This is a genomic window from Pseudomonas sp. LBUM1679, assembly GCF_059695565.1.
In genome coordinates, this window is the sequence record NZ_CP166774.1 from 1,234,055 (window position 1) to 1,254,831 (window position 20,777).

General features: G+C 61.4%; 21 protein-coding genes and 1 pseudogene. 12 read left to right on the forward strand and 10 right to left on the reverse strand.

Annotated elements, in window-relative coordinates; genetic code table 11:
• Positions 1-43: 43 nt before the first annotated feature.
• The 4 genes from ACA062_RS05610 to ACA062_RS05625 all read right to left on the reverse strand — a co-directional run bounded on the left by ACA062_RS05610 (position 44) and on the right by ACA062_RS05625 (position 1,857).
• Positions 44-253: an SEC-C metal-binding domain-containing protein gene (locus ACA062_RS05610; RefSeq protein WP_064676164.1), complete on the reverse strand. Its 210-nt coding sequence runs from the start codon at positions 251-253 to the stop codon at positions 44-46.
• Positions 250-744 (reverse strand): LEA/WHy family protein, encoded by a 495-nt coding sequence (locus tag ACA062_RS05615; protein ID WP_497455546.1) that lies wholly within the window; start codon positions 742-744, stop codon positions 250-252. Before ACA062_RS05615 ends, ACA062_RS05610 begins: the two co-directional genes overlap by 4 nt.
• A gap of 134 nt (positions 745-878) precedes the next feature.
• Positions 879-1,355, reverse strand: coding sequence for a YchJ family protein (locus ACA062_RS05620; RefSeq protein ID WP_497455547.1), 477 nt, complete (start codon positions 1,353-1,355; stop codon positions 879-881).
• 4 nt (positions 1,356-1,359) lie between these two features.
• On the reverse strand, positions 1,360-1,857 hold the full coding sequence (locus tag ACA062_RS05625; RefSeq protein ID WP_307340751.1) for a DUF6231 family protein: 498 nt from the start codon (positions 1,855-1,857) through the stop codon (positions 1,360-1,362).
• Positions 1,858-2,047: 190 nt separating this feature from the next.
• On the opposite strand from ACA062_RS05625, the gene ACA062_RS05630 reads away from it, so the two are divergent.
• From ACA062_RS05630 to ACA062_RS05645, 4 genes and pseudogenes are all read left to right on the forward strand, one after another.
• Positions 2,048-2,743 carry a PA1041 family peptidoglycan-binding anchor lipoprotein gene (locus ACA062_RS05630; protein WP_128872839.1) on the forward strand — a complete coding sequence of 232 codons (696 nt, stop codon included), beginning with the start codon at positions 2,048-2,050 and terminating at the stop codon, positions 2,741-2,743.
• Between the two features lie 84 nt (positions 2,744-2,827).
• Positions 2,828-2,932, forward strand: a pseudogene (locus tag ACA062_RS05635) (OmpA family protein); the annotation flags it as partial.
• 161 nt (positions 2,933-3,093) lie between these two features.
• Positions 3,094-3,372 (forward strand): DUF1145 domain-containing protein, encoded by a 279-nt coding sequence (locus ACA062_RS05640; RefSeq protein ID WP_497455548.1) that lies wholly within the window; start codon positions 3,094-3,096, stop codon positions 3,370-3,372.
• The gene (locus ACA062_RS05645; protein WP_497455549.1) at positions 3,365-4,123 is read left to right on the forward strand and encodes a collagen-like protein; all 759 of its coding nucleotides are present in this window, start codon (positions 3,365-3,367) and stop codon (positions 4,121-4,123) included. Before ACA062_RS05640 ends, ACA062_RS05645 begins: the two co-directional genes overlap by 8 nt.
• 174 nt (positions 4,124-4,297) lie before the next feature.
• Here the strand turns inward: ACA062_RS05645 and ACA062_RS05650 are convergent, their stop codons facing one another.
• Positions 4,298-4,762: a CopD family protein gene (locus ACA062_RS05650; RefSeq protein WP_497455550.1), complete on the reverse strand. Its 465-nt coding sequence runs from the start codon at positions 4,760-4,762 to the stop codon at positions 4,298-4,300.
• A 99-nt stretch (positions 4,763-4,861) separates the two neighbouring features.
• Between ACA062_RS05650 and dinG the strand changes: the two genes are divergently transcribed.
• From dinG to pdxH, 5 genes are all read left to right on the forward strand, one after another.
• A complete protein-coding gene (gene dinG, locus ACA062_RS05655) occupies positions 4,862-7,006 on the forward strand; it encodes an ATP-dependent DNA helicase DinG (protein WP_497455551.1) in 2,145 nt (714 codons plus the stop codon).
• A 96-nt stretch (positions 7,007-7,102) separates the two neighbouring features.
• Positions 7,103-9,634, forward strand: coding sequence for a beta-galactosidase (locus tag ACA062_RS05660; protein ID WP_497455552.1), 2,532 nt, complete (start codon positions 7,103-7,105; stop codon positions 9,632-9,634).
• A gap of 201 nt (positions 9,635-9,835) precedes the next feature.
• Positions 9,836-10,981 carry a serine hydrolase domain-containing protein gene (locus tag ACA062_RS05665; RefSeq protein WP_497455553.1) on the forward strand — a complete coding sequence of 382 codons (1,146 nt, stop codon included), beginning with the start codon at positions 9,836-9,838 and terminating at the stop codon, positions 10,979-10,981.
• Positions 10,982-11,095: 114 nt separating this feature from the next.
• On the forward strand, positions 11,096-12,199 hold the full coding sequence (locus ACA062_RS05670; RefSeq protein WP_497455554.1) for an OmpA family protein: 1,104 nt from the start codon (positions 11,096-11,098) through the stop codon (positions 12,197-12,199).
• A 24-nt stretch (positions 12,200-12,223) separates the two neighbouring features.
• Entirely contained in the window at positions 12,224-12,868 is a 645-nt protein-coding gene (gene pdxH / locus ACA062_RS05675; protein ID WP_497455555.1) for a pyridoxamine 5'-phosphate oxidase, read from the forward strand.
• Positions 12,869-12,873: 5 nt separating this feature from the next.
• On the opposite strand, the gene ACA062_RS05680 is transcribed toward pdxH, so the two are convergent.
• Positions 12,874-13,110 carry a hypothetical protein gene (locus ACA062_RS05680; RefSeq protein ID WP_497455556.1) on the reverse strand — a complete coding sequence of 79 codons (237 nt, stop codon included), beginning with the start codon at positions 13,108-13,110 and terminating at the stop codon, positions 12,874-12,876.
• Between the two features lie 169 nt (positions 13,111-13,279).
• On the opposite strand from ACA062_RS05680, the gene ACA062_RS05685 reads away from it, so the two are divergent.
• Positions 13,280-13,744: an outer membrane lipoprotein gene (locus tag ACA062_RS05685; protein ID WP_064676178.1), complete on the forward strand. Its 465-nt coding sequence runs from the start codon at positions 13,280-13,282 to the stop codon at positions 13,742-13,744.
• Positions 13,745-13,819: 75 nt separating this feature from the next.
• On the opposite strand, the gene nhaA is transcribed toward ACA062_RS05685, so the two are convergent.
• Entirely contained in the window at positions 13,820-15,007 is a 1,188-nt protein-coding gene (gene nhaA, locus ACA062_RS05690; RefSeq protein ID WP_497455557.1) for a Na+/H+ antiporter NhaA, read from the reverse strand.
• A 239-nt stretch (positions 15,008-15,246) separates the two neighbouring features.
• Here nhaA and ACA062_RS05695 point away from each other — a divergent pair, with 239 nt between their 5' ends.
• The gene (locus tag ACA062_RS05695) at positions 15,247-16,341 is read left to right on the forward strand and encodes a PLP-dependent cysteine synthase family protein (protein WP_497455558.1); all 1,095 of its coding nucleotides are present in this window, start codon (positions 15,247-15,249) and stop codon (positions 16,339-16,341) included.
• 159 nt (positions 16,342-16,500) lie between these two features.
• Here ACA062_RS05695 and ACA062_RS05700 read toward each other — a convergent pair whose 3' ends face one another.
• The 3 genes from ACA062_RS05700 to ACA062_RS05710 form a co-directional block, all read right to left on the reverse strand.
• Positions 16,501-18,114, reverse strand: coding sequence for an NAD(P)/FAD-dependent oxidoreductase (locus ACA062_RS05700; RefSeq protein WP_497455559.1), 1,614 nt, complete (start codon positions 18,112-18,114; stop codon positions 16,501-16,503).
• A 95-nt stretch (positions 18,115-18,209) separates the two neighbouring features.
• Positions 18,210-18,875: a COG3650 family protein gene (locus tag ACA062_RS05705; RefSeq protein ID WP_497455560.1), complete on the reverse strand. Its 666-nt coding sequence runs from the start codon at positions 18,873-18,875 to the stop codon at positions 18,210-18,212.
• Between the two features lie 165 nt (positions 18,876-19,040).
• Entirely contained in the window at positions 19,041-19,640 is a 600-nt protein-coding gene (locus ACA062_RS05710; protein WP_497455561.1) for a short chain dehydrogenase, read from the reverse strand.
• Positions 19,641-19,746: 106 nt separating this feature from the next.
• On the opposite strand from ACA062_RS05710, the gene ACA062_RS05715 reads away from it, so the two are divergent.
• Positions 19,747-20,655 (forward strand): LysR family transcriptional regulator, encoded by a 909-nt coding sequence (locus tag ACA062_RS05715; RefSeq protein WP_497457365.1) that lies wholly within the window; start codon positions 19,747-19,749, stop codon positions 20,653-20,655.
• Positions 20,656-20,777: the final 122 nt, after the last annotated feature.

A 20,777-nucleotide genomic window follows, 5' to 3' on the forward strand; every position in this document is an offset into this window, starting at 1 on the left:
GCGATAGCGATTCAACAGGCGAAGATAATCCCCGCCCGAAACCTCAAGCCCCGTGGCATTTCTTGAATTTCTTGCCGTTGCCGCACGGGCAAGGGTCGTTGCGGCCGACGTCTTTCAGGGCGTTGCGCACCGGTTCCTGGTGGGCGTGGCCGCAGTTCGGGCCGTGGACATGGCCATGGTCGTGATCATGGTGCTCGTGATGGTCATGATCGTGGTTGCAGTCAGGGCCATGGACATGGGGTTGCTGGGTCATCGAAGTTGCTCCGGAATTAAATCGGCGGGGATTATCACGCCATTGCGCGCCAGGTGCACGTAGTGCGCGATGAATAAACCGGTTTCCATTTCACCCTCCAGTCGATAGGGGATGGGCTGATCGGGTTTCTTCAGCAGTTTCACCACGTCCCGGACCTTGGGCCACAGGTTGGTGCGGATCGGCACCTTGAAGTACGCGCTGCGCTTGGGACCGACCGTAAACCAGTGTTCGTGCTCGCCTTCGGTCAGCAGCAGGTCGCCCAGGTGAATCCGGTATTCGAGGCCGCGCACCGTCAGGTCACTGTCATTGGGGTTGTCGACGCGAAAGTACAGGAGGAATCGTTGCTGCATCAGTTTGGCCTGGACGACTTCGACCTTGACCAGGTGTACCTGTGGTTCCGGCAGATCGTCGCCGAACCAGGACGCGCAACCGCCAAGCCCCGGAAACAGGAGCAGGGCGAGCAGATTCAATGCGAGCCGTCGGGTGATCATGGTCGTGTTCTCCCTTGAACCCCAGTCTAGCCCCAAAAGATCGCAGCCTGCGGCAGCTCCTACATTGGATTGGCGTAAACCTGTAGGGACTGCCGAAGGCTCGGGCCGCGTTCGGACGATCTTTTGGCGTTACCTCAAGTGGCGAAATACCCCGCACAACACTTCTTGAACTTCTGCCCGCTGGCGCACGGACAGGCATCGTTGCGTCCGGCCTTGAGTGGCACGGTGGGATCGATGAAGTACCAGCGGCCGGTGTTCTGCACGAACGACGAGCGTTCGCGGTGGCTGTGTTCGCCACCGCCGTCGTGCCAGCGCGCCGTGAAGGTGACGAACGCGTGTTCCGGCTGGCCGCCGAGGACCTCGGAGCTTTCCACGTCCAGGCCCAGCCAGGTGCTTTGGGCACTCCAGTCGCTGATGGACTGCCGGTCCAGGCCCGTTTGTTGCGCGGGCAGGGTGGTCGCCACCAGATAATCGATCAGGCCCAGCACATAGGCGCTGTAGCGCGAACGCATCAAGGCTTCGGCACAAGGCGCCGGATGCCCGGCATGGTAATGACCGCAGCAGGCGTCAAGCAGGGTACCGCTGCCGCAAGGACAAATAGATGTACTCATTGCGTTACCACCAATATTTCCCGAAATTTTCCGGATTGGCCCAGAACCGCGAATTGAGCCAGTCGGGTACTTGTTTGTAGTCAAGCAGATCATAGGTAAACAGGGTCAGCACCTGTTCGTCGCGCTGGAAGCGTTCGCTGGCTTGCAGGGCCAGGGAGAAGAAGTCGGTCTCTTGCCAGCCACTGGCCGGCAAGTCCGCCAGCACCGCGATGCGGCTGGCATTGAGGTTGCGTATCCCACCCAACAGATTCAGGCCATCGCGTTTGGGCAAATGTTCCAGGCAATCGACCACCAGCGCCAGGTCAAACCGGCGTGCCGCCAGTTCGTCCGGCAACGGTCCAGGTGCCGCATGGGCCACGCAGGTGTCCGGATGGGCGAGCTTGAAAGCTTCAAGCGCGGGGAATTCGCTGGCGCCAATCAGCAACAGACGCGCCGGGGCGTAACGATCGAGCAATGCGGCCAGCGCCTGCTGGGGCGTGCGCGGAGAAATACCTGCAATCATCGAATATCCTCAATCAGAGCGCCAAGACTAGCCTGCCCACAGGTCCAGATATAGAGCTGGATACAGTCAAAAGTGTCGATCAGCCGCGAACACGGGACCCAACAGCACTGGCCTATGGCTGGCGGAGATTAATGCTGGGGTCTTTACTCCCTAGAATCGGTTTCAAGCCGATCCCTCAGGAGAAAACTCGATGAGCATAGTTCGCACAGCATTACCCTTGGTTCTGCTAACCAGTGTGTTGACTGGTTGCGCAGGTTTGCAGAAGACCGACTGGCCGACCTGTGCGGCGGTCGGTGGTGTCGTTGGTGCGGGTCTTGGCGCGACCGAGAGTTCGGCATGGGCAGGCTATGGCGCGCTGCTGATCGGCGGCACGGCTGCGGCCTATTGCTGGGTTCACGGTGATGGCGACGAAGACGGCGATGGTGTGCCGGACAGCCGCGACAAGTGCCCGGGTACGCCTAGAGGCGTACGGGTCGACGCCGACGGTTGCCCTCCACCGGTGCCTGCGCCAGTGGTCGAAGAGGTCGTTGTGGTCAAGGAAGAAGTCATCGTCATTCGCGATGTTCATTTCCAGTTCGACAAAGCCACGCTGACCCCTTCTGATAAAGAGGTACTCAACACAATCGCCACTCGCCTGAAACAGGAGTCCAGCACTGCCCAGTTGACCGTCACCGGTCACACGGACAGTGTAGGCAGTGATGCCTACAACCAGAAACTGTCGGACCGTCGGGCGCATTCGGTGGTCGAATACCTGATCTCCCAAGGTGTACCCCGCAGCGAGTTCGTATCTGTTGCCGGTGCCGGTGAAAGCCAGCCGGTGGCCGATAACAAAACCGCTGACGGCCGTGCACTGAACCGTCGCACCGAGATCAAAATCAACCGCTAGGGTGCAGTCGCGGATGGGGGTCTTTACTCCTGTGTAACCGGCATCGGCCGGTAACACAGGAGCTTTCACCATGAGTGTTCTTAAAAGTCCAGCCTGACGCCTTCTGCGCAAGGCGAACTGGATTCGCTGATGAGCAAACCGCAAAACGCCGATGTGGTGAGCATCAAGGTGATCGGTCATACCGACAGCACATCAATCGCTTAAGCCCGTAATAGAGCCGTCGGACAGTCATCATGGTCGATCCGGCGGCCATTCGGCACCTTCCTGAAGAATTTGCCATTGCCCTCTGGCTTATCCCGTGTGGAAGCCGTTACTGTGCGTGCAAAGAATAATTCTCAACGGGTGAGCGTATGAAGGTGTTCTGGTGGCTGGGGAAGCTGTTGACCCTGCTGTTCTGGTTGGTAGTGCTGGTTAACCTGCTCATGCCGTTTGTCTATCCGCTGCACCTGTTGGTCAATATGGCCGGCAGCCTGCTGGCAGGCCTTCATCTGTTGGAGGCGGTGTTCTGCTTTCGCACCCTCAGAGGGCGCGCCCACCCTTGGCGTGATCGCCTGAAGGTCCTCTTTTTCGGTGTTTACCACCTGCAAACCATTCCGGCTCCTACCGTATCGAAGGCTTCCCATGCGTAAACTCTGTCTGCTCGCCGCACTTGTCAGCCCATTGGCCTGCGCTCAGGTGGTAAGCGTCGAACCCAACTCGCTGATGCGCTTGCCCAACACCGCCAGCACCTTGCACCTGGAACGCCTGGAAGTGGCCGATTATGGCACTTTGCTCATCCCCTCGAACGTGACCGAAGTGAGCGTCGACCAACTGCACCTGGGGCGCGAAGCGCGGATCGCGATCGTCCCCAGCGAACAGGCACTGGCGCTGAAAGTCAGTCGTGCCCAATTGGCCGAAGGCAGCCAGATCACCGCTCGCGGTGCGCCGGGCACCTTCCTCAAGGCTGCCCGTTCCGGGCGCAACCTGACGTTGCAGATCAAGACGCTTGATGCGCCGCAATTGTCGGTAGACGCTCGCGGTGGCGCCGGCGCACCGGGGTTTGTCGGTCTGGATGGGGCCAACGGGCAGGCACCGGGTTGCACCTGGGGCCAGGCCGGTCGCGGAGCCGATGGCACCAATGGCAGCGACGGCCAGCCGGGGGCATCGGGTGCGCTGGTCCGGCTGGAATTGCCGCGCGATTACCCGGCGCAACAGATCAAGGTCCAGGTCGCCGGCGGTGCCGGTGGCATGGCCGGACTTGGCGGCAAGCCGGGTGCGGGTGGCAAGGCCAAGGGCTGCTTCGTGTACAAGGCCGATGGCGGCAAGAGCGGGCGTCCTGGAGCTGATGGCCAGCCAGGGCCTGCGGGTGCGGAAGGTTCGGTGACTGTCCAGCGCTTGTAACAACGACCCAGAACCCCTGTGGCGAGGGAGCTTGCTCCCGCTGGGGCGCGAAGCGGCCCCAACACCGGCGACCGTGTTTTTTCAGAAGATACGCGGTAACCGGTTTACGACTGCTGCGCCCGAACGCGGACCGGCCGACGGGAGCAAGCTCCCTCGCCACTGGCCGTGTATTGCTCAAAACATCGGCCGCGCCGCAGCAATCGCCACCAGCACCAGCCCGACGATCAGATTGATCCCCACCAACCGGCGAATCCTCCCCAGCACCGCTGCCCCCGTCGGCCAATCCTGCGCCGTCACTGCAACGCGCAACTCAGGCAACATCAACGCCTGGATCCGGATAAACAGCGCAGTCATCACCACATACAAGCCCATCATCACCTGCACATAACGTGGCGCGGCTTCAAACCCGGCGTACTGCAGATGAATCATGCCCACGCCGCTGATCGGCAAAAGCACCACCGCCACCCAGACCCAGCGGAAAAATCCTTGAAACACTTCGACCCACAGTTTCAACCGGGCAGGCCCCTCCAGCGCCTTCATTGCGGCGGGGCGCAAGACCATCCAGGCGAAAAACATGCCGCCGACCCAGACCAGGGCGGACAGGACATGCAGGGTATAAACGATGCCAAAAGGTGTCATTGAGGTACTCCGTTCTGCGCGGGATTAATTAGCGGGGTATGATAGCGACCGAACCGAACCACTGAAAATTTATCCAGCGTTTTTTGCGCCCGACAATCCATGATCAGCACCGAACTCAAAACCACGATCCAGGGCGCCTATTCGCGTTTTCTCGAAGCCAAGAGCCTCAAGCCGCGCTACGGACAACGCCTGATGATCGCCGAAATTGCCAAGGTCCTCGGTGCCATCGACACCGACGACGAAGGCCGGCGCAGTGGCGACCCCGCGATTGTCGCGGTGGAAGCCGGCACCGGTACCGGTAAAACCGTGGCCTACAGCCTCGCGGCCATCCCCACGGCCAAGGCTGCCGGCAAACGCCTGGTGATCGCCACGGCCACCGTGGCCCTGCAAGAGCAGATCGTCTACAAGGACCTGCCCGACCTGATGCGCAACAGCGGGCTGAATTTCAGCTTCGCCCTGGCCAAGGGGCGCGGGCGCTACATGTGCCTGTCCAAACTCGACATGTTGCTCCAGGAAGGCCATGCGCAAACGGCCACGGCGCAATTGTTCGAAGAAGAAGGCTTCAAGATCGAGGTCGACGAGGCCAGCCAGAAGCTGTTCACCAGCATGATCGAGAAGCTTGCGGGCAATAAGTGGGACGGCGACCGCGACAGTTGGTCCACCGCCCTGGAAGACGCCGACTGGGCGCGCCTGACCACCGATCACAGCCAGTGCACCAACCGCCATTGCCCCAATTTCGGCCAGTGCGCCTTCTACAAGGCCCGCGAAGGCATGGGCAAGGTCGACGTCATCGTCACCAACCACGACATGGTCCTGGCTGACCTGGCCCTGGGTGGCGGCGCGGTACTGCCCGATCCACGCGACACCATCTACGTTTTCGACGAAGGCCATCACCTGCCGGACAAGGCCATCGGCCACTTCGCCCACTACACGCGCCTGCGTTCCACCGCCGACTGGCTGGAAGCCACCGCCAAGAACCTGACCAAACTCCTGGCCCAGCACCCGCTGCCGGGGGATCTGGGCAAGTTGCTCGAACAGGTGCCGGAGCTGGCGCGAGAGATCAAGACCCAGCAGCAGTTCATGTTCACCGCCTGCGAGCAGGTCGCCGATTTCAAGCCCGGTGAAGACGTCGAAGGCCGCGAGCGCCCGCGCCACCGTTTCGTCGGCGGGGTCATTCCCGAGCACATGCGCGAAATGGGCGTCGAGCTGAAGAAGGCTTTTGCCCGTCTGACCGACCTGTTCACCCGGCTGACCGAACTGCTCAAGGAAGGCATGGACGGCGAGGTCAACATCGGCATCGCCAGCAACCAGGCGGAAGAGTGGTATCCGCTGTTTGGCAGCCTGTTGTCCCGTTCTTCGGGCAATTGGGAGCTGTGGACCGCCTTCACCGCCGAGGACCCGGAAGAAAACCCGCCCATGGCCCGCTGGCTGACCCTGGCTGAAAGCGGTTCGCTGTTCGACATCGAGGTCAATGCCAGCCCGATCCTCGCGGCGGAAATGCTCCGCCGCAATCTGTGGAACGTGGCTTACGGCGCGCTGGTGACCTCGGCGACCCTGACCGCGCTCGGTACATTCGACCGTTTTCGCATGCGCGCCGGCCTGCCGAAAAAAGCCGTGACCGCAGTGGTGCCGAGCCCGTTCCATCACGCCGACGCTGGCGTGCTGCGGGTGCCGGACCTGAAAGCCGACCCGCGTGATGCGCCGGCCCACACCGCGGCGATCATCCGTGACTTGCCGGCGCTGGTGGAAGGCTCGCGCGGCACCCTGGTGCTGTTCTCCTCGCGCAAACAGATGCAGGACGTGTTCGACGGCCTGGATCGCGACTGGCGCAAGCAAGTGTTCATTCAAGGCAACCTGTCGAAACAGGAAACCCTGAACAAGCACAAGGCACGGGTCGATGGCGGCGACTCCAGCGTGCTGTTCGGCCTGGCGAGTTTCGCCGAAGGGGTCGACTTGCCCGGTGCCTATTGCGAGCACGTGGTGATCGCGAAGATTCCGTTCTCGGTGCCCGATGACCCGGTCGAAGCGGCCCTGGCCGAATGGATCGAGGCCCGGGGCGGCAATCCGTTCATGGAAATCTCGGTGCCGGATGCCTCGCTGAAGCTGGTCCAGGCCTGTGGTCGCTTGCTGCGTACCGAAGAAGACCGCGGCACCATCACCTTGCTCGATCGGCGCCTGGTGACCCAGCGCTACGGCAAGGCGATCCTCAATGCGTTGCCGCCATTCCGTCGTGAAATTTCCTGAAACACCGGTGGGCAATTTTGCCCACCGCGTTGTCTATCTCTCTACTATCGCTTTTCCACTGGCCCATTGAAGGTCGTTAGGGAGAATTTCGTTCTCATGATTCGCCGTTCGCTGCGCCGTTCGTTACCTGCCGTTTTCGCCCTGATGTTTGCAGCCCCTGTGTTGGCGGCGCCTGCCGGCCAACAGACGCTGTTCAACTTTGTGCGCCCCGCCGACGTGGTCCAGGTGGCGACTCAGGACGCCAGCCTGCCGCAAGCCAACGCCGAACAAACGGCCGAAGGCGAAGTGTTGCGGCGGGTGACGTTCAACCCGGTGGCGCAGCCCACCTTGCGCCTGAGCCCGCAAACCGGTGCCTGGGACTGGTCGCAGTCGGGCTTCATGAGCCTGCGGATTCAAAGCGCGATGAATTGGGCCGTGACCCTGTACGTCAAAATCCAGAGCAACGACGGCAAGACCCTGGTCAGTCGAGTCGATCTGCCGGCCGGCCCTGCGCAAACCTTGCTCGTGCCGCTGCAGCCGTTTACGCCCTTGAGCCTGGGCATGAAAGCCGGGCCGCCGATGCCGATGACCTTTGACGGTCAGCGCGTATTGCTGGCCAGCAGCGCGGGTGAACTGGAGCGCAGCCAGGTGGTGTCGGTGACCTTGTCGATGGATCAGCCGAAAGTCGCCCAGAGCATCCTGCTTGAGCGGTTCGGTGTGCAGGAAGGCGAAGCGGTGACCAAAGCGGCTTATGGCGGCCTGGTGGACGCTTACGGGCAGTCCACCCGCGCCAAATGGCCAGAGAAGATCGGCAACGACGAACAACTCAAAAGCGCTGCGGCCAAAGAACAGCAACAGCTGAAAACCTGGCTGGCCGAGCGTCGGAAATCGTCGTTGGACACGTTCGGAGGCTGGGACAAAGGCCCGGTCTTCAAGGCCAGTGGCTTTTTCCGCACCGAGAAACGTGACGGTCGCTGGTACCTGGTGACGCCCGAAGGGCATCCGTTCTACTCGCTAGGGGTCAACACCGTGACCCCGGACGTCAATCGGACCTACATCGCCGGACGCGAATGGATGTTCGAATCCTTGCCCAAACCCGACGAACTGCTGGCCAGCCACTATGGTGAAGGCGATAACCGCGGCGGCAATGGTGCCGATCAGGGCCGTGGCTATAACACCGGTCGCTGGTACGACTTCTATGGGGCCAACCTGCAGCGCCTGTATGGCGAACCTTGTGCCCTGGGCAGCGACACCAAGGCCGGGGTTGCCGAAGCGGCCAAGGCCGACGCGGACCCGGCGACTGTCGAGAAGGGCGCCGAGCAACTTGCCGCAGCCGTGGCTACCGAGCCCAAGGCCGGAGTTGCCGAAGCCGCCAAGTCCGACGCCGTCGAAGCCACTGTTGAAGCCACTATTGAGAAATCAGCCGTCGCCCAACCCTGCAAAGCGCTGGTCGATGAAAAGCAATGGGCCAGCCATGCGCTTGATCGTCTGCAAGCCTGGGGTTTCAACACCGTCGGTAACTGGAGTGCTCCGATACTGGCCAACGCCGACCGCATGCCATACACCTTGCCGCTGTCGATCGTCGGCGATTACGCCAGTATCAGCACCGGCAACGACTGGTGGGGTGGCATGCCCGACCCGTTCGACCCGCGGTTCGCCATGGCCACCGAACGTGCCGTGGCCATCGCTGCCCGCGACCATCGCGACGATCCGTGGCTGATCGGCTACTTCGCCGATAACGAACTGGCCTGGGCCGGTCCCGGCGACGACCCGAAAGCCCGTTACGCACTGGCCTATGGCACCTTGAAAATGACCACCGACGTGCCGGCCAAACGCGCGTTCCTCAAGCAACTGCGCGACAAGTACCGCAACCAGGCAGGCCTGTCCAAAGCCTGGGGCATTGATCTGCCGGCCTGGGAGTTGATGGAAGACCCGGGCTTCGTGCCGCCACTGCCGAGCGCTGAACACCCGGAAATCGAAGCCGACTTCAAGTACTTCCAGAAGGTCTTCGCCGACACCTACTTCAAGACCATTTCCGACTCGTTGAAGTGGCATGCGCCGAATCAGCTGTTGCTGGGCGGTCGCTTCGCCATCAGCACGCCGGAAGCCGTGGCGTCCTGCGCCCAGTATTGCGACGTGCTGAGTTTCAACATGTATACCCTGCAACCGCAGGACGGCTATGACTTCGCCGCGCTGCGCAGCCTGGACAAACCGGTGCTGATCACCGAGTTCAACTTCGGCTCCGCGGATCGGGGCCCGTTCTGGGGAGGCGTGACGCAATTGGCCAAAGAAGAAGACCGCGGGCCGGCCTACGCGAACTTCCTCAAACAGGCGATGAGCGAACCGTCGATTGTCGGGGTGCATTGGTTCCAGTACCTCGATCAACCGGTGACCGGGCGTCTGCAGGATGGCGAGAACGGTCACTTTGGTCTGGTGGGCATTACCGACCTGCCGTTCCAGGGGTTCGTCGACAGTGTGCGCAAGAGCAACCTGGCGATGGTCGATCAATGGGGTAAAGAGGTCGAGAAGGGCAAAGCCGAGGCGGAGAAAGCCAGCCAGGATGCCGCAGGCGGCAGGCAGGGCGACGCCGGCAAGGGTCCGGGGCAGGGCGCTGGCCAGGCGGGTGGGCATTCGGCCGATGGCCATTAATATTTGAAATCATCAAGATCGCAGCCTTCGGCAGCTCCTGCAGGGTGACATCGGTCCAATGTAGGCGCTGCCGAAGGCTGCGATCCTTTGATTTTAATCTGGTTCTTGATTTGACCGCCCAGCCCGCCCCTGTTCCCAAAAGTCTCAATGGCTGGAACAATGCGGGCCACGTTGTAGTGCGTTTGTCCAAGGGAGTTGCGGGTGCTGATTCAGGGTTATTACGATCTAAAGTTCGAAGCGGTGCGTGAGGCGTTCGCGGCGTTGTTCGACGATCCCCAGGAACGTGGCGGCGCGTTGTGCATCCAGGTCGGCGGTGAAACCGTGGTCGATCTTTGGGCGGGCAGCGCCGACAAGGATGGCACCGAAGCCTGGCACAGCGACACCCTCGCCAACCTGTTCTCCTGCACCAAGACCTTTACCGCCGTGACCGCCCTGCAACTGGTGGCCGAAGGCAAGCTGCAACTGGATGCTCCGGTTGCCCGCTACTGGCCCGAGTTCGCCGCCGCCGGCAAAGCGTCCGTGACCCTGCGCCAGTTACTCTGCCACCAGGCCGGTCTGCCGGCGCTGCGCGAACCCTTGGCGCCCGAAGCGCTTTATGACTGGCAAACCATGGTCGATGCCCTGGCCGCCGAAACGCCCTGGTGGACGCCAGGGGAAGGTCACGGTTACGCCGCAATCACGTATGGCTGGCTGGTCGGCGAGCTATTGCGGCGTGCCGACGGTCGAGGACCGGGCGAGTCCATCGTGGCACGCGTTGCCAAGCCGCTGGGGCTGGATTTCCATGTCGGCCTGGCGGACGAAGAATTTCACCGCGTGGCGCACATCGCCCGTGGCAAGGGCAACGTCGGCGATGCCGCGGCCCAGCGTCTGCTGCAAGTGACGATGCGCGAACCGACGGCGATGAGCACGCGAGCGTTCACCAACCCGCCTTCGATCATGACCAGTACCAACAAACCGGAATGGCGCCGGATGCAGCAGCCGGCCGCCAATGGCCACGGCAATGCCCGCAGCCTGGCCGGGTTCTACGCCGGCCTGCTGGATGGCAGCCTGCTGGAAAGCGACATGCTCGACGAGCTGACCCGCGAACACAGCCTCGGCGAAGACAAGACTTTACTGACCCGGACCCGTTTCGGCCTGGGTTGCATGCTTGATCAACCGGACGTCGCCAACGCGACCTACGGCCTTGGCCCTCGCGCCTTCGGCCATCCGGGTGCGGGCGGTTCCATCGGTTTTGCCGATCCGGAATACGACGTGGCCTTCGGTTTTGTGACAAACACCCTGGGGCCGTACGTCTTGATGGATCCCAGGGCGCAAAAGCTGGTGCGGGTACTGGCCACTTGTCTGTAAAACCTGCTCAAGGGTTCCAGGGCCGGAACCCAAAGGCCTTTATGTTTTCAAAGCGTCTGTTTGTCCGGGTTGATCCGGACTGATTTTTTCATTACTTCATTTTGTGGAAATCCAATGTCATCCAATAAAACCTTCGCCTTGGCCCTGTGCTTCGCCATCACCGGTTGCGCACAAACCCCACAAAATGACTCGGATGGCAGCAGCTGGTGGCCGTTCGGCTCATCCGACAAAGTCGCCGCCAAAGATCCAGCTCCGGCTCCAGCCCCGGCCCCGGCCGCTCTGAAACCTGCCGCAACCGCGCCGGTGGCCAAGGCTGAAAGTTCCAACCCTTGGTACTGGCCGTTTGGCTCCGAAGAGGTGCTGGACAAAAAACCGGAGGTAAAACCTGAAGCCAAACCTGTCGAAGTGGCCAAGGCGCAAGCCGATGCAGGGGGCAAGTGGTGGTGGCCGTTCGGTGGCAAGGACCAAAGCACCGCCAAAGTCGTGCCGATGCCTGACCCGAAAGTCACCCAGGCCTGGCTCGACGACTATGAACCACGCCTGCGCACGGCGATCAAGGACAGCAACCTGCAACTCGAGCGTCGTGAAAACGTGCTGGTGGTCATCGCGCCGGTAGAAGGTTCGTTCAACCCTGACCGTCCGGCCATGCTGCTGCCTGTGACCCTCGGCCCCTTCACTCGCGTTGCAAAAATACTCGAAGTCGATCCAAAGACTGCCGTGCTGGTGCTCGGTCACAGCGATACGTCGGGCGCGGCACCGGCCAACGTGAAACTGAGCCAGGAGCGTGCCCAATCCGTGGCCGCGATTTTCCGTCTCAGCGGCTTGCAGCGTGATCGCCTGATGCTGCGCGGCATGGGCGGCGAAGCCCCGCGTGCTGCCAACGACAGCAATGAAGGTCGTGCCCTGAACCGTCGCGTGGAACTGCTGGTGACCCCGCAGAACACCATGGTGGCGCTGTTGAGCAAGTACAACATGCCAGCGCCGGCGCCAATGCGCCTGGTCGCCGCCCAGGACGTCAAGCCAGTAGCTGCGCCGGTCACGCCTGCGCCAGCCGCGAAGAAAGCCGATGTCCCGGCAGCGAAAAAGGCGCCTGCCAAGAAAGCTGCCAAGGCGCCAGCCAAGAAAGCACCGGCCAAAACTCCGGTGAAAAAGACCACGCCGGCCAAAGCCGCAGCCGCCGACAAGAAAGTCGCCGCTGCCGATGCTGCAAAAAAGTGATTCGTTAACCAAAAGGAATGCGCCATGACCCAGGGCCTGGCTGATATGCGTCGCGACTATACCCGTGACGGCCTGACCGAGGCGCAAGCCCCGGCCGAGCCGTTCGCGCTGTTCCATCAGTGGTTTGCCGATGCGGTGAAAACCGAACAGGCGCCGGTGGAAGCCAACGCCATGACCCTGGCCACCGTCGATCAGGACGGTCGACCGCATTGCCGCATTCTGCTGCTCAAGGGACTGGACGAGCAGGGCTTCACCTTCTTCACCAACTACGACAGCGCCAAGGGCCAGCACCTGGCGGCGAATCCGTTTGCCGCCATGACCTTTTTCTGGCCGGCCCTGGAGCGCCAGGTGCGCATCGAAGGGCGGGTGGTGAAGGTCACGCCCGAGGAGTCCGATGCCTACTATCAAGTCCGGCCACTGGGCAGCCGACTCGGTGCCTGGGCTTCACCGCAAAGTCGCGTGATTGCCGGTCGTGACGAACTGCAAGCCTTGCTCAAGAACACCGAGCAACGCTTCAGCGACACTCAGCCGCACTGCCCCGAGCATTGGGGCGGTTATCGTCTGCTGCCTGAGCGCATCGAATTCTGGCAGGGCCGTCCGAGCCGTCTGCACGATCGCCTCAACTACCGTCTCGGCGCCAACTGGATTCTTGAACGTCTGGCACCCTAAGCAGTCTACCGACCGGGATAGCCTGCCGCAGCGGCTTCCAGCCACTGGGGCAGGTCCCGACGCTTGATCTTCTGCGCCTGAGCATTTGCCAATTGCTGCAGCATGAAGGCTTTTTTATGCTCATCGCTGCCCGCCAGGGCCAACGCCAGGTCGCGGTCCATCCAGCGCTTGATCCGCACGTACAGCCACCCATGGAAGTACAGGCCGGCGACAGTGGTGACGACAATGATGAAATAATCCATGACAATCCTTGAGTCAGCGGGGCAGATCCCGGAATTTGCCGCTTTTGTGTGGTGAGTCCGCGAGGGCGTCTGTACCGGAACTGAATGAAACCAATTTTATCCGGGCGATGCCGTGACAGGCGTCAAGCTGCGGAGTTTAATGAATACCTGTCTTTTTGGAGTTGATGCTATGCGTAAGTCTGTTCTGTTGGTTGCTTCCTTTTCCACCATGGCGATGTTGCTCACTGGCTGCCAATCGAACCTGACCGGTGACTCCTACTCCCGTGACGAAGCGCGTCGTGTACAGACGATTCGCATGGGCACCATTGAAGCATTGCGTCCGGTAAAAATCGAAGGCACCAAGACCCCGATCGGCGGTGCCGCGGGCGCAGTCGTGGGCGGAGTCGGCGGTAGCGCCATCGGCGGCGGTCGCGGCAGCATCGTCGCAGCCGTCATCGGTGCCGTTGCTGGCGGTCTGCTCGGTTCCGCGACCGAAGAAGGCCTGACCCGCACCCAGGGCGTGGAAATCACCGTCCGTGAAGACGACGGCAGCATGCGCGCCTACGTGCAACAGGTTCAGGAAAACGAAGTGTTCCGTGTTGGCGAACGTGTGCGGATTGCCACGGTGGATGGCACGAGCCGCGTTTCGCACTAAGCCGGATGAGGCAAAAGAAAACCCCGATCAGGTGAACTGGTCGGGGTTTTTTGTTTTGGACATTTTTTGTATGCGCTAAGCCGTTTGAAGCGCGTGCTTGCGACTCGCCACTGCCGTCACCGCATACCCGATCACCGCCGCCAGTATCGAACCGGTCAAAATCCCCATCCGATCCATCCCGGCGTATTCGCTGGCGCCCGGCACAAACGCCAGGGAGCCGACAAACAAACTCATGGTGAAACCGATGCCGCAGAGGATTGCCACGCCCAGTACCTGACCCCAGTTGGCGCCTTGGGGTAGGGTGGCGATGCCGATTTTCACCGCCAGCCAGGTCAGGCCGAACACACCGAGCATCTTGCCCAGCAGCAGGCCGACGGCGATGCCCATCGGCACGTCGTGGGTGAAGCTTTCGACGGTCACGCCGCTCAGGGACAGGCCGGCGTTGGCGAAGGCGAATAACGGCAGGATGCCGTAGGCCACCCAGGGATGCAGGGCGTGTTCCAGGGTCAGCAGCGGCGAAGGTTCGGCATTTTTGGTGCGAAGCGGAATGCAGAAGGCCAACGTCACGCCGGCCAGCGTGGCGTGGACGCCACTCTTGAGTACGCAGACCCACAGGATCAGACCGATGATCATGTACGGCCCAAGCTTGACCACGCCGAGCCGGTTCATCGCGATCAGCGCCACGATGCAGGCGGCCGCCAGCGCCAGCGACAGCGTCGACAGCGCACCCGAATAGAAGATCGCGATGACGATGATGGCGCCAAGGTCGTCAATGATCGCCAGGGTCATCAGGAACAGTTTCAGCGACACCGGCACCCGCTTGCCCAGCAGGGCGAGCACGCCGAGGGCGAAGGCGATGTCGGTGGCCATCGGAATGGCCCAGCCGCTGAGGGCTGGCGGATTATCCCGGTTGAGAAACCAGTAGATCAGCGCCGGCACCACCATGCCGCCAATGGCGGCCGCGCCGGGCAGGACGATCTGCGAAGGTTTCGACAACTGGCCGTCAAGCACTTCACGCTTCACTTCCAGGCCGATCAGCAGGAAGAACAAGGCCATCAGCCCGTCGTTGATCCATAGCAGCAAGGGCTTGGCGATTTGCAGCGCGCCGATCTGGGCGACCACGGGGGTATCCAGCAGGCCGTTGTAGAGCCACGACAGCGCAGAGTTGTTGATGATCAGAGCCAGGGCTGCAGCGGCGATCAATAACAGACCGCTGGCAGCTTCCAACTGAAAGAAACGCGTGAAAGTGCTACGCAGAGGCAAGGTCACTCTCCATCGATGAGGTCAAAAGGTGGAACACCCTAACCCGTACCGTTAGTTGTTAAAACAAAAGTTATATTCTTTTTTGTTATATAGCGTTACAAGGCTAGTGGTCGACACGGAGCTGAGCCTAGCAGTTGCCGGGCGTATTGAACCTCAGCTGTATCTGTGCGTGATGTAGGATCTTTCCTAAGCTTGTCTGCTGAGCCTTAAAGAAAGGCCGACTCAACGAGAAAACCACCATGAGCGACAACCGACAGTGGGCACGCGAAGCCATCCGGATCATCGAAGCCGATTTCCAGCGCAGTGCCGACACCCACCTGATCCCTTTGCCGCTGCCGGGTTTTGCGGGCATCGAGTTGTATTTCAAGGACGAGTCCAGCCATCCCACCGGTAGCCTGAAACACCGGTTGGCGCGCTCGTTGTTCCTCTATGCGCTGTGTAATGGCTGGCTCAAGCCCGGTGCGCCGGTGATCGAGGCGTCCAGCGGTTCGACGGCGATTTCCGAAGCGTATTTCGCCCGTTTGCTGGGATTGCCATTCATCGCAGTGATGCCCGCGACCACCTCCAGGGAAAAGATCGAGCAGATCGGGTTCTACGGCGGCAAGAGTCATCTGGTCGATGATCCGACGCAGATCTATGCCGAATCCGAACGCCTGGCGCGCGAGCACGACGGGCATTTCATCGATCAGTTCACCTACGCCGAGCGCGCCACTGACTGGCGGGCAAACAACAACATCGCCGAATCGATCTTCCAGCAGATGCGTTTCGAACAGCACCCCGAACCGAGCTGGCTGATTTCCAGCCCCGGTACTGGCGGCACCACGGCGACCCTCGGCCGTTACGTACGTTACCGGCAGCATTGCACCCGCGTGCTCTGCGCCGATGCCGAGCGTTCGGTGTTTTTCGATTACTACCTGACGGGCGATGCCAGCCTGCGCCTGGATCACGGTTCGCGAATCGAGGGCATTGGTCGGCCCCGGGTGGAAGCGTCGTTTTTACCCAAGGTGATCGATGCAATGGTCAAAGTGCCGGACGCCCTGTCACTGGCAGCGATGCATTACCTGGCGCAGCATTTGGGACGGCGAGTGGGCGGGTCCAGCGGGACCAATCTGATCGGCGCCTTGATGGCGGCCCGACAGATGGTGGAGGCGGGGGAGTCGGGATCGATCGTGGCGATTTTGTGCGATGGCGGCGAACGTTACGCGACCACCTATTACGATCAGGATTGGCTCAAGGCCCAGGGGTATGAGTTGAGTGGTTTGATGGACGCGGTGGCGGCGAGTGTCGAGCGCGGCGAGCCGCTGCCGGACACGGTGTTGCGCGCCAACATCTAAGATCTTTCAGACGCTGAAGCCCCTTGTGGGAGCCGGCGGTGCGACGATTCGACTTGCCCGCGATAGCGGTGGATCAGTCAACATCTCTGTTGCATTTGAATCCGCCATCGCGGGCAAGCCCGGCTCCCACAGGTTTTACGTTGTGTCCAAGAATGCGTGTCAGGCCTCGAGGCCGAGGATATCGCGGGCCACCGCTTCGGCAATCCGAATCCCATCGACACCCGCGGACAAAATCCCACCCGCATAACCCGCGCCTTCACCCGCCGGAAACAGGCCTTTCACGTTCAGGCTCTGCATCGACTCGTTCCGGGTAATCCGCAGCGGCGACGAGGTGCGCGTTTCGATCCCGGTCAACACCGCGTCGTGCAGCGAGTAACCACGGATCTGCTTCTCGAACGCCGGCAACGCTTCGCGGATGGCTTCGATGGCAAACGCCGGCAATGCCAGCGCCAGATCACCCAAGGCAACCCCCGGCTTGTAGGACGGTTCGACACTGCCCAACTCGGTGGACGGCTTGCCGGCAATGAAGTCGCCGACCAGTTGCGCCGGCGCTTCGTAGTTGCTGCCGCCCAGCACAAAGGCATGGGATTCCAGACGTTCCTGCAGCTCGATCCCGGCCAGCGGGCCACCCGGATAATCGACTTCCGGGGTGATGCCGACGACGATCCCGGAGTTGGCGTTGCGCTCGTTGCGCGAGTACTGGCTCATGCCGTTGGTGACCACGCGACCCGGCTCGGAGGTCGCCGCCACCACGGTGCCGCCCGGGCACATGCAGAAGCTGTAGACCGAACGTCCATTGCTGGCGTGGTGCACCAGTTTGTAGTCCGCAGCCCCGAGTTTCGGGTGGCCGGCGTACTTGCCCAGGCGCGCGCGGTCGATCAGCGACTGTGGGTGTTCGATGCGGAAACCCACCGAGAACGGCTTGGCTTCCATGAACACACCACGGGCGTGAAGCATGCGAAAAGTGTCCCGGGCGCTGTGGCCGAGCGCCAGAATCACATGTTTCGAATGGATCTGCTCGCCGCCGTTGAGTTCGACGCCGACCAGTTGGCCATCCTCGATCAAGACGTCAGTGACACGTTGCTGGAAGCGCACTTCGCCGCCGAGGGCGCGAATTTGCTCACGCATGTTTTCCACGACACCGGTCAGACGGAACGTACCGATATGCGGCTTGCTGACGTAGAGGATTTCGTCCGGCGCACCGGCCTTGACGAACTCGTGCAGGACTTTGCGCCCGATGAACTTCGGATCCTTGATCTGGCTGTAGAGCTTGCCATCGGAGAACGTCCCCGCGCCGCCCTCGCCGAACTGCACGTTGGACTCGGGGTTGAGCACGCTCTTGCGCCACAGGCCCCAGGTGTCCTTGGTGCGCTGGCGCACTTCGGTGCCGCGCTCGAGGATGATCGGCTTGAAGCCCATTTGCGCCAGCAACAGCCCGGCAAAAATCCCGCACGGACCGAAGCCTACGACAATCGGGCGTTGCTGCAGATCAGCCGGCGCCTGGCCCACCGGTTTGTAGCTGACATCCGGCGCCACGTTGACGTTACGGTCATCGGCGAACGTGTGCAGCACCGCCGGTTCATCGCGAACATTAAGGTCGATGGTGTAGATGAAGCACAGTTCGGCGGACTTTTTGCGCGCATCGTAGCTGCGCTTGAACAAGGTGAAATCGAGCAGGTCATCACTGGCGATCCCCAGGCGCTGCACGATGGCAGGGCGCAGGTCTTCATCGGGATGGTCGATCGGCAGCTTGAGTTCGGTGATTCGTAACATGACGGGATCCGGTTCGCGGGGCGCACAACTGCGCCAAGGCGTATGAAACCGGCGATTATAAGCCCCAAAGGCGCATTCCCGTGAGGCTTAAACGATCAGTCGTCCCGGGATCCGCCGAAATACCCGCAGCCGCGCTGAACCTTGCCATTGATGCGCAGCTCCGCGCTCATGTGCTGGACACTGCCGGTCGTGCTGTCGACGCAACGTTGCGGCGCGACCCACAGCTCGATGTGCTGCTTATTGGCTTCGGTGCTGAGGTTGAAGCGGCCATCGCCCAGTTGCTCTTCAACGTACGGCACCGCCAATGGCGGCTGACCGGCGCGGTCGATGATCATGCCTTTGGCGCTGACTTTCACGTTCCATTCGGGACCGTGGCCGGCAGCACGCAGGATCAACTTTTTGAAGTCGGGATCGTTACAGGCGGTGCCCGAGCGCTCGACGCGGTACAGCTGCTGCAGATCGAATTGGCTATCGGCGCCATTGGCAACGATCCGGCCACGCACGTCGGCGAACAACTTGCCCCGGGCATCGGCCAATGTGGCGGCCTCTTGCAGGATGCTGGTGCCGCCGGTGTCGGTGACCACGTAACTGCGCTGCTCATTGCACGGCTGGAACAACAGCTTGCCGTCGGCCGCCGTCAACTGGCCCTGTAAGCGGGTTTGCCCCGCGTGGGAGGCGCTTTCACGGGGGCCATCCAGCAATTGGCACGCGGCGAACAGCGGGAGCAGGGCAACAAGGACTAAGGAACGGGCAACACGCATCTTTGGTTCTCCAGACAAGTGCCGCCACGTTACTCAGCCTGACCGTTCATCACAACCCCGCCGGCTTTCATTTGGGTGCATCGATCAACCTGTAGGAGCCGGCTTGCTGGCGATGGCGATCTCGAGGGCGCCATCGCCAGCAAGCCGGCTCCTACAGATTGTGGTTTAGCCAACGTGAAACGTCTGACCCGTCTGCAAGCCTTCCACGCTTTTGGCGTAGGCCAACGCCACCTCTGCCGCCGGCACCGGTTTGTAGCCGCGGAAGTACGGCGCGTACTTGTCCATGGCTTCGACCAATACGTTAGGGCTCACCGAGTTGACGCGCAGACCGCGAGGCAGTTCGATCGCGGCGGCACGGACGAAGCTGTCGATAGCGCCATTGACCAGGGCGGCCGAGGCGCCGCTGCGAATCGGGTCGTGGCTGAGCACGCCGGTGGTGAAGGTGAACGACGCGCCGTCGTTGGCGAATTCACGGCCGATCAGCAGCAGGTTGACCTGGCCCATCAGCTTGTCTTTCAGGCCCAGGGCAAAACTGTCTTCAGTCATTTCATCCAGCGCCGCGAAGGTCACGTTGCCAGCGGCGCAGACCAGCGCATCGAACTTGCCGGTCTGTTGGAACAGTTGGCGAATCGAGGTGCTGTCGCTGATATCGACATGAAGATCACCGCTGCTGCGACCGATGCGGATGACCTCGTGACGCTCGGACAGCTCCTTGTCGATCGCCGAACCGATGGTGCCGCCTGCGCCTATCAAAAGAATTTTCATGGTGCTGATCCTGGGGAGAATTGAAAGAGGCCTCAGTCTAGGAGTGGTTTTTTCTGTTGATAAGCGCGCTAATAGGCAACCTTTGGTTTTCAAATGGAAACAGTCCATGAGCGAGATGGATGATCTGGCGGCGTTTGCGGTGTTGATTGAAGCGGGGAGCTTCACCCTGGCGGCGCAGCAGTTGGGTTGCAGCAAAGGTCAGTTGTCCAAGCGCATCAGCCTGCTGGAGGCGAGGTTTTCCGTGGTCTTGCTGCAACGCACCACGCGCCGCTTGAGTTTGACCGCCGCGGGCGCGGCGCTGTTGCCCCAAGCCCAGGCGCTGGTTGTACAAGTCGAACGGGCGCGTCAGGCGTTGGCACGATTGAAGGACGATATGGCCGGCCCGGTGCGTATGACGGTTCCGGTATCGCTGGGGGAAACCTTCTTCGACGGCTTGTTGCTGGAATTTTCTCACACCTATCCCGAGGTGCAGATCGAGCTCGACCTGAGCAATGACTATCGTGATCTGTCCCGCGACGGTTTCGATCTTGCGGTTCGCTCCGAGGTGGGCAATGACGAGCGTCTGGTCGCCCGACCCCTGCTGGCCTGGCACGAGATGACCTGCGCGAGCCCGGCGTATCTCGAACAGTATGGCGAACCGTTGACGCCTCAAGCGCTCGCTGAACATCGCTGTTTGCTCAACAGTCATTACAGCGGCCGCGAAGAGTGGCTTTATCATCAGCAACATGAGTTATTGCGGGTGCGGGTCTCGGGACCCTTTGCCAGCAACCATTACAGCCTGCTGAAGAAAGCGGCACTGGCCGGTGCCGGCATTGCGCGTTTGCCTTCCTATTTGCTGCAATCGGAATTGGCTGATGGCCGATTGCGCTGGCTCCTGCGCGATTATCAAACCCGCAGAATGCCGATGTATCTGGTACATCCCTATCAGGGGGGGTTGCCCAAGCGCACCCAGGTGCTGGCGGATTACTTGATCGACGGGTTCAGGCGCAGCGGGAAAGCGTTGGACCGGCTTTAACTGACTACACAACCCCCTGTAGGAGCTGGCTTGCCAGCGAAGGCGGCTTCACATCCAACGAAGATGTTGACTGATCCACCGCTTTCGCTGGCAAGCCAGCTCCTACAGGGGAATTGTGGTGT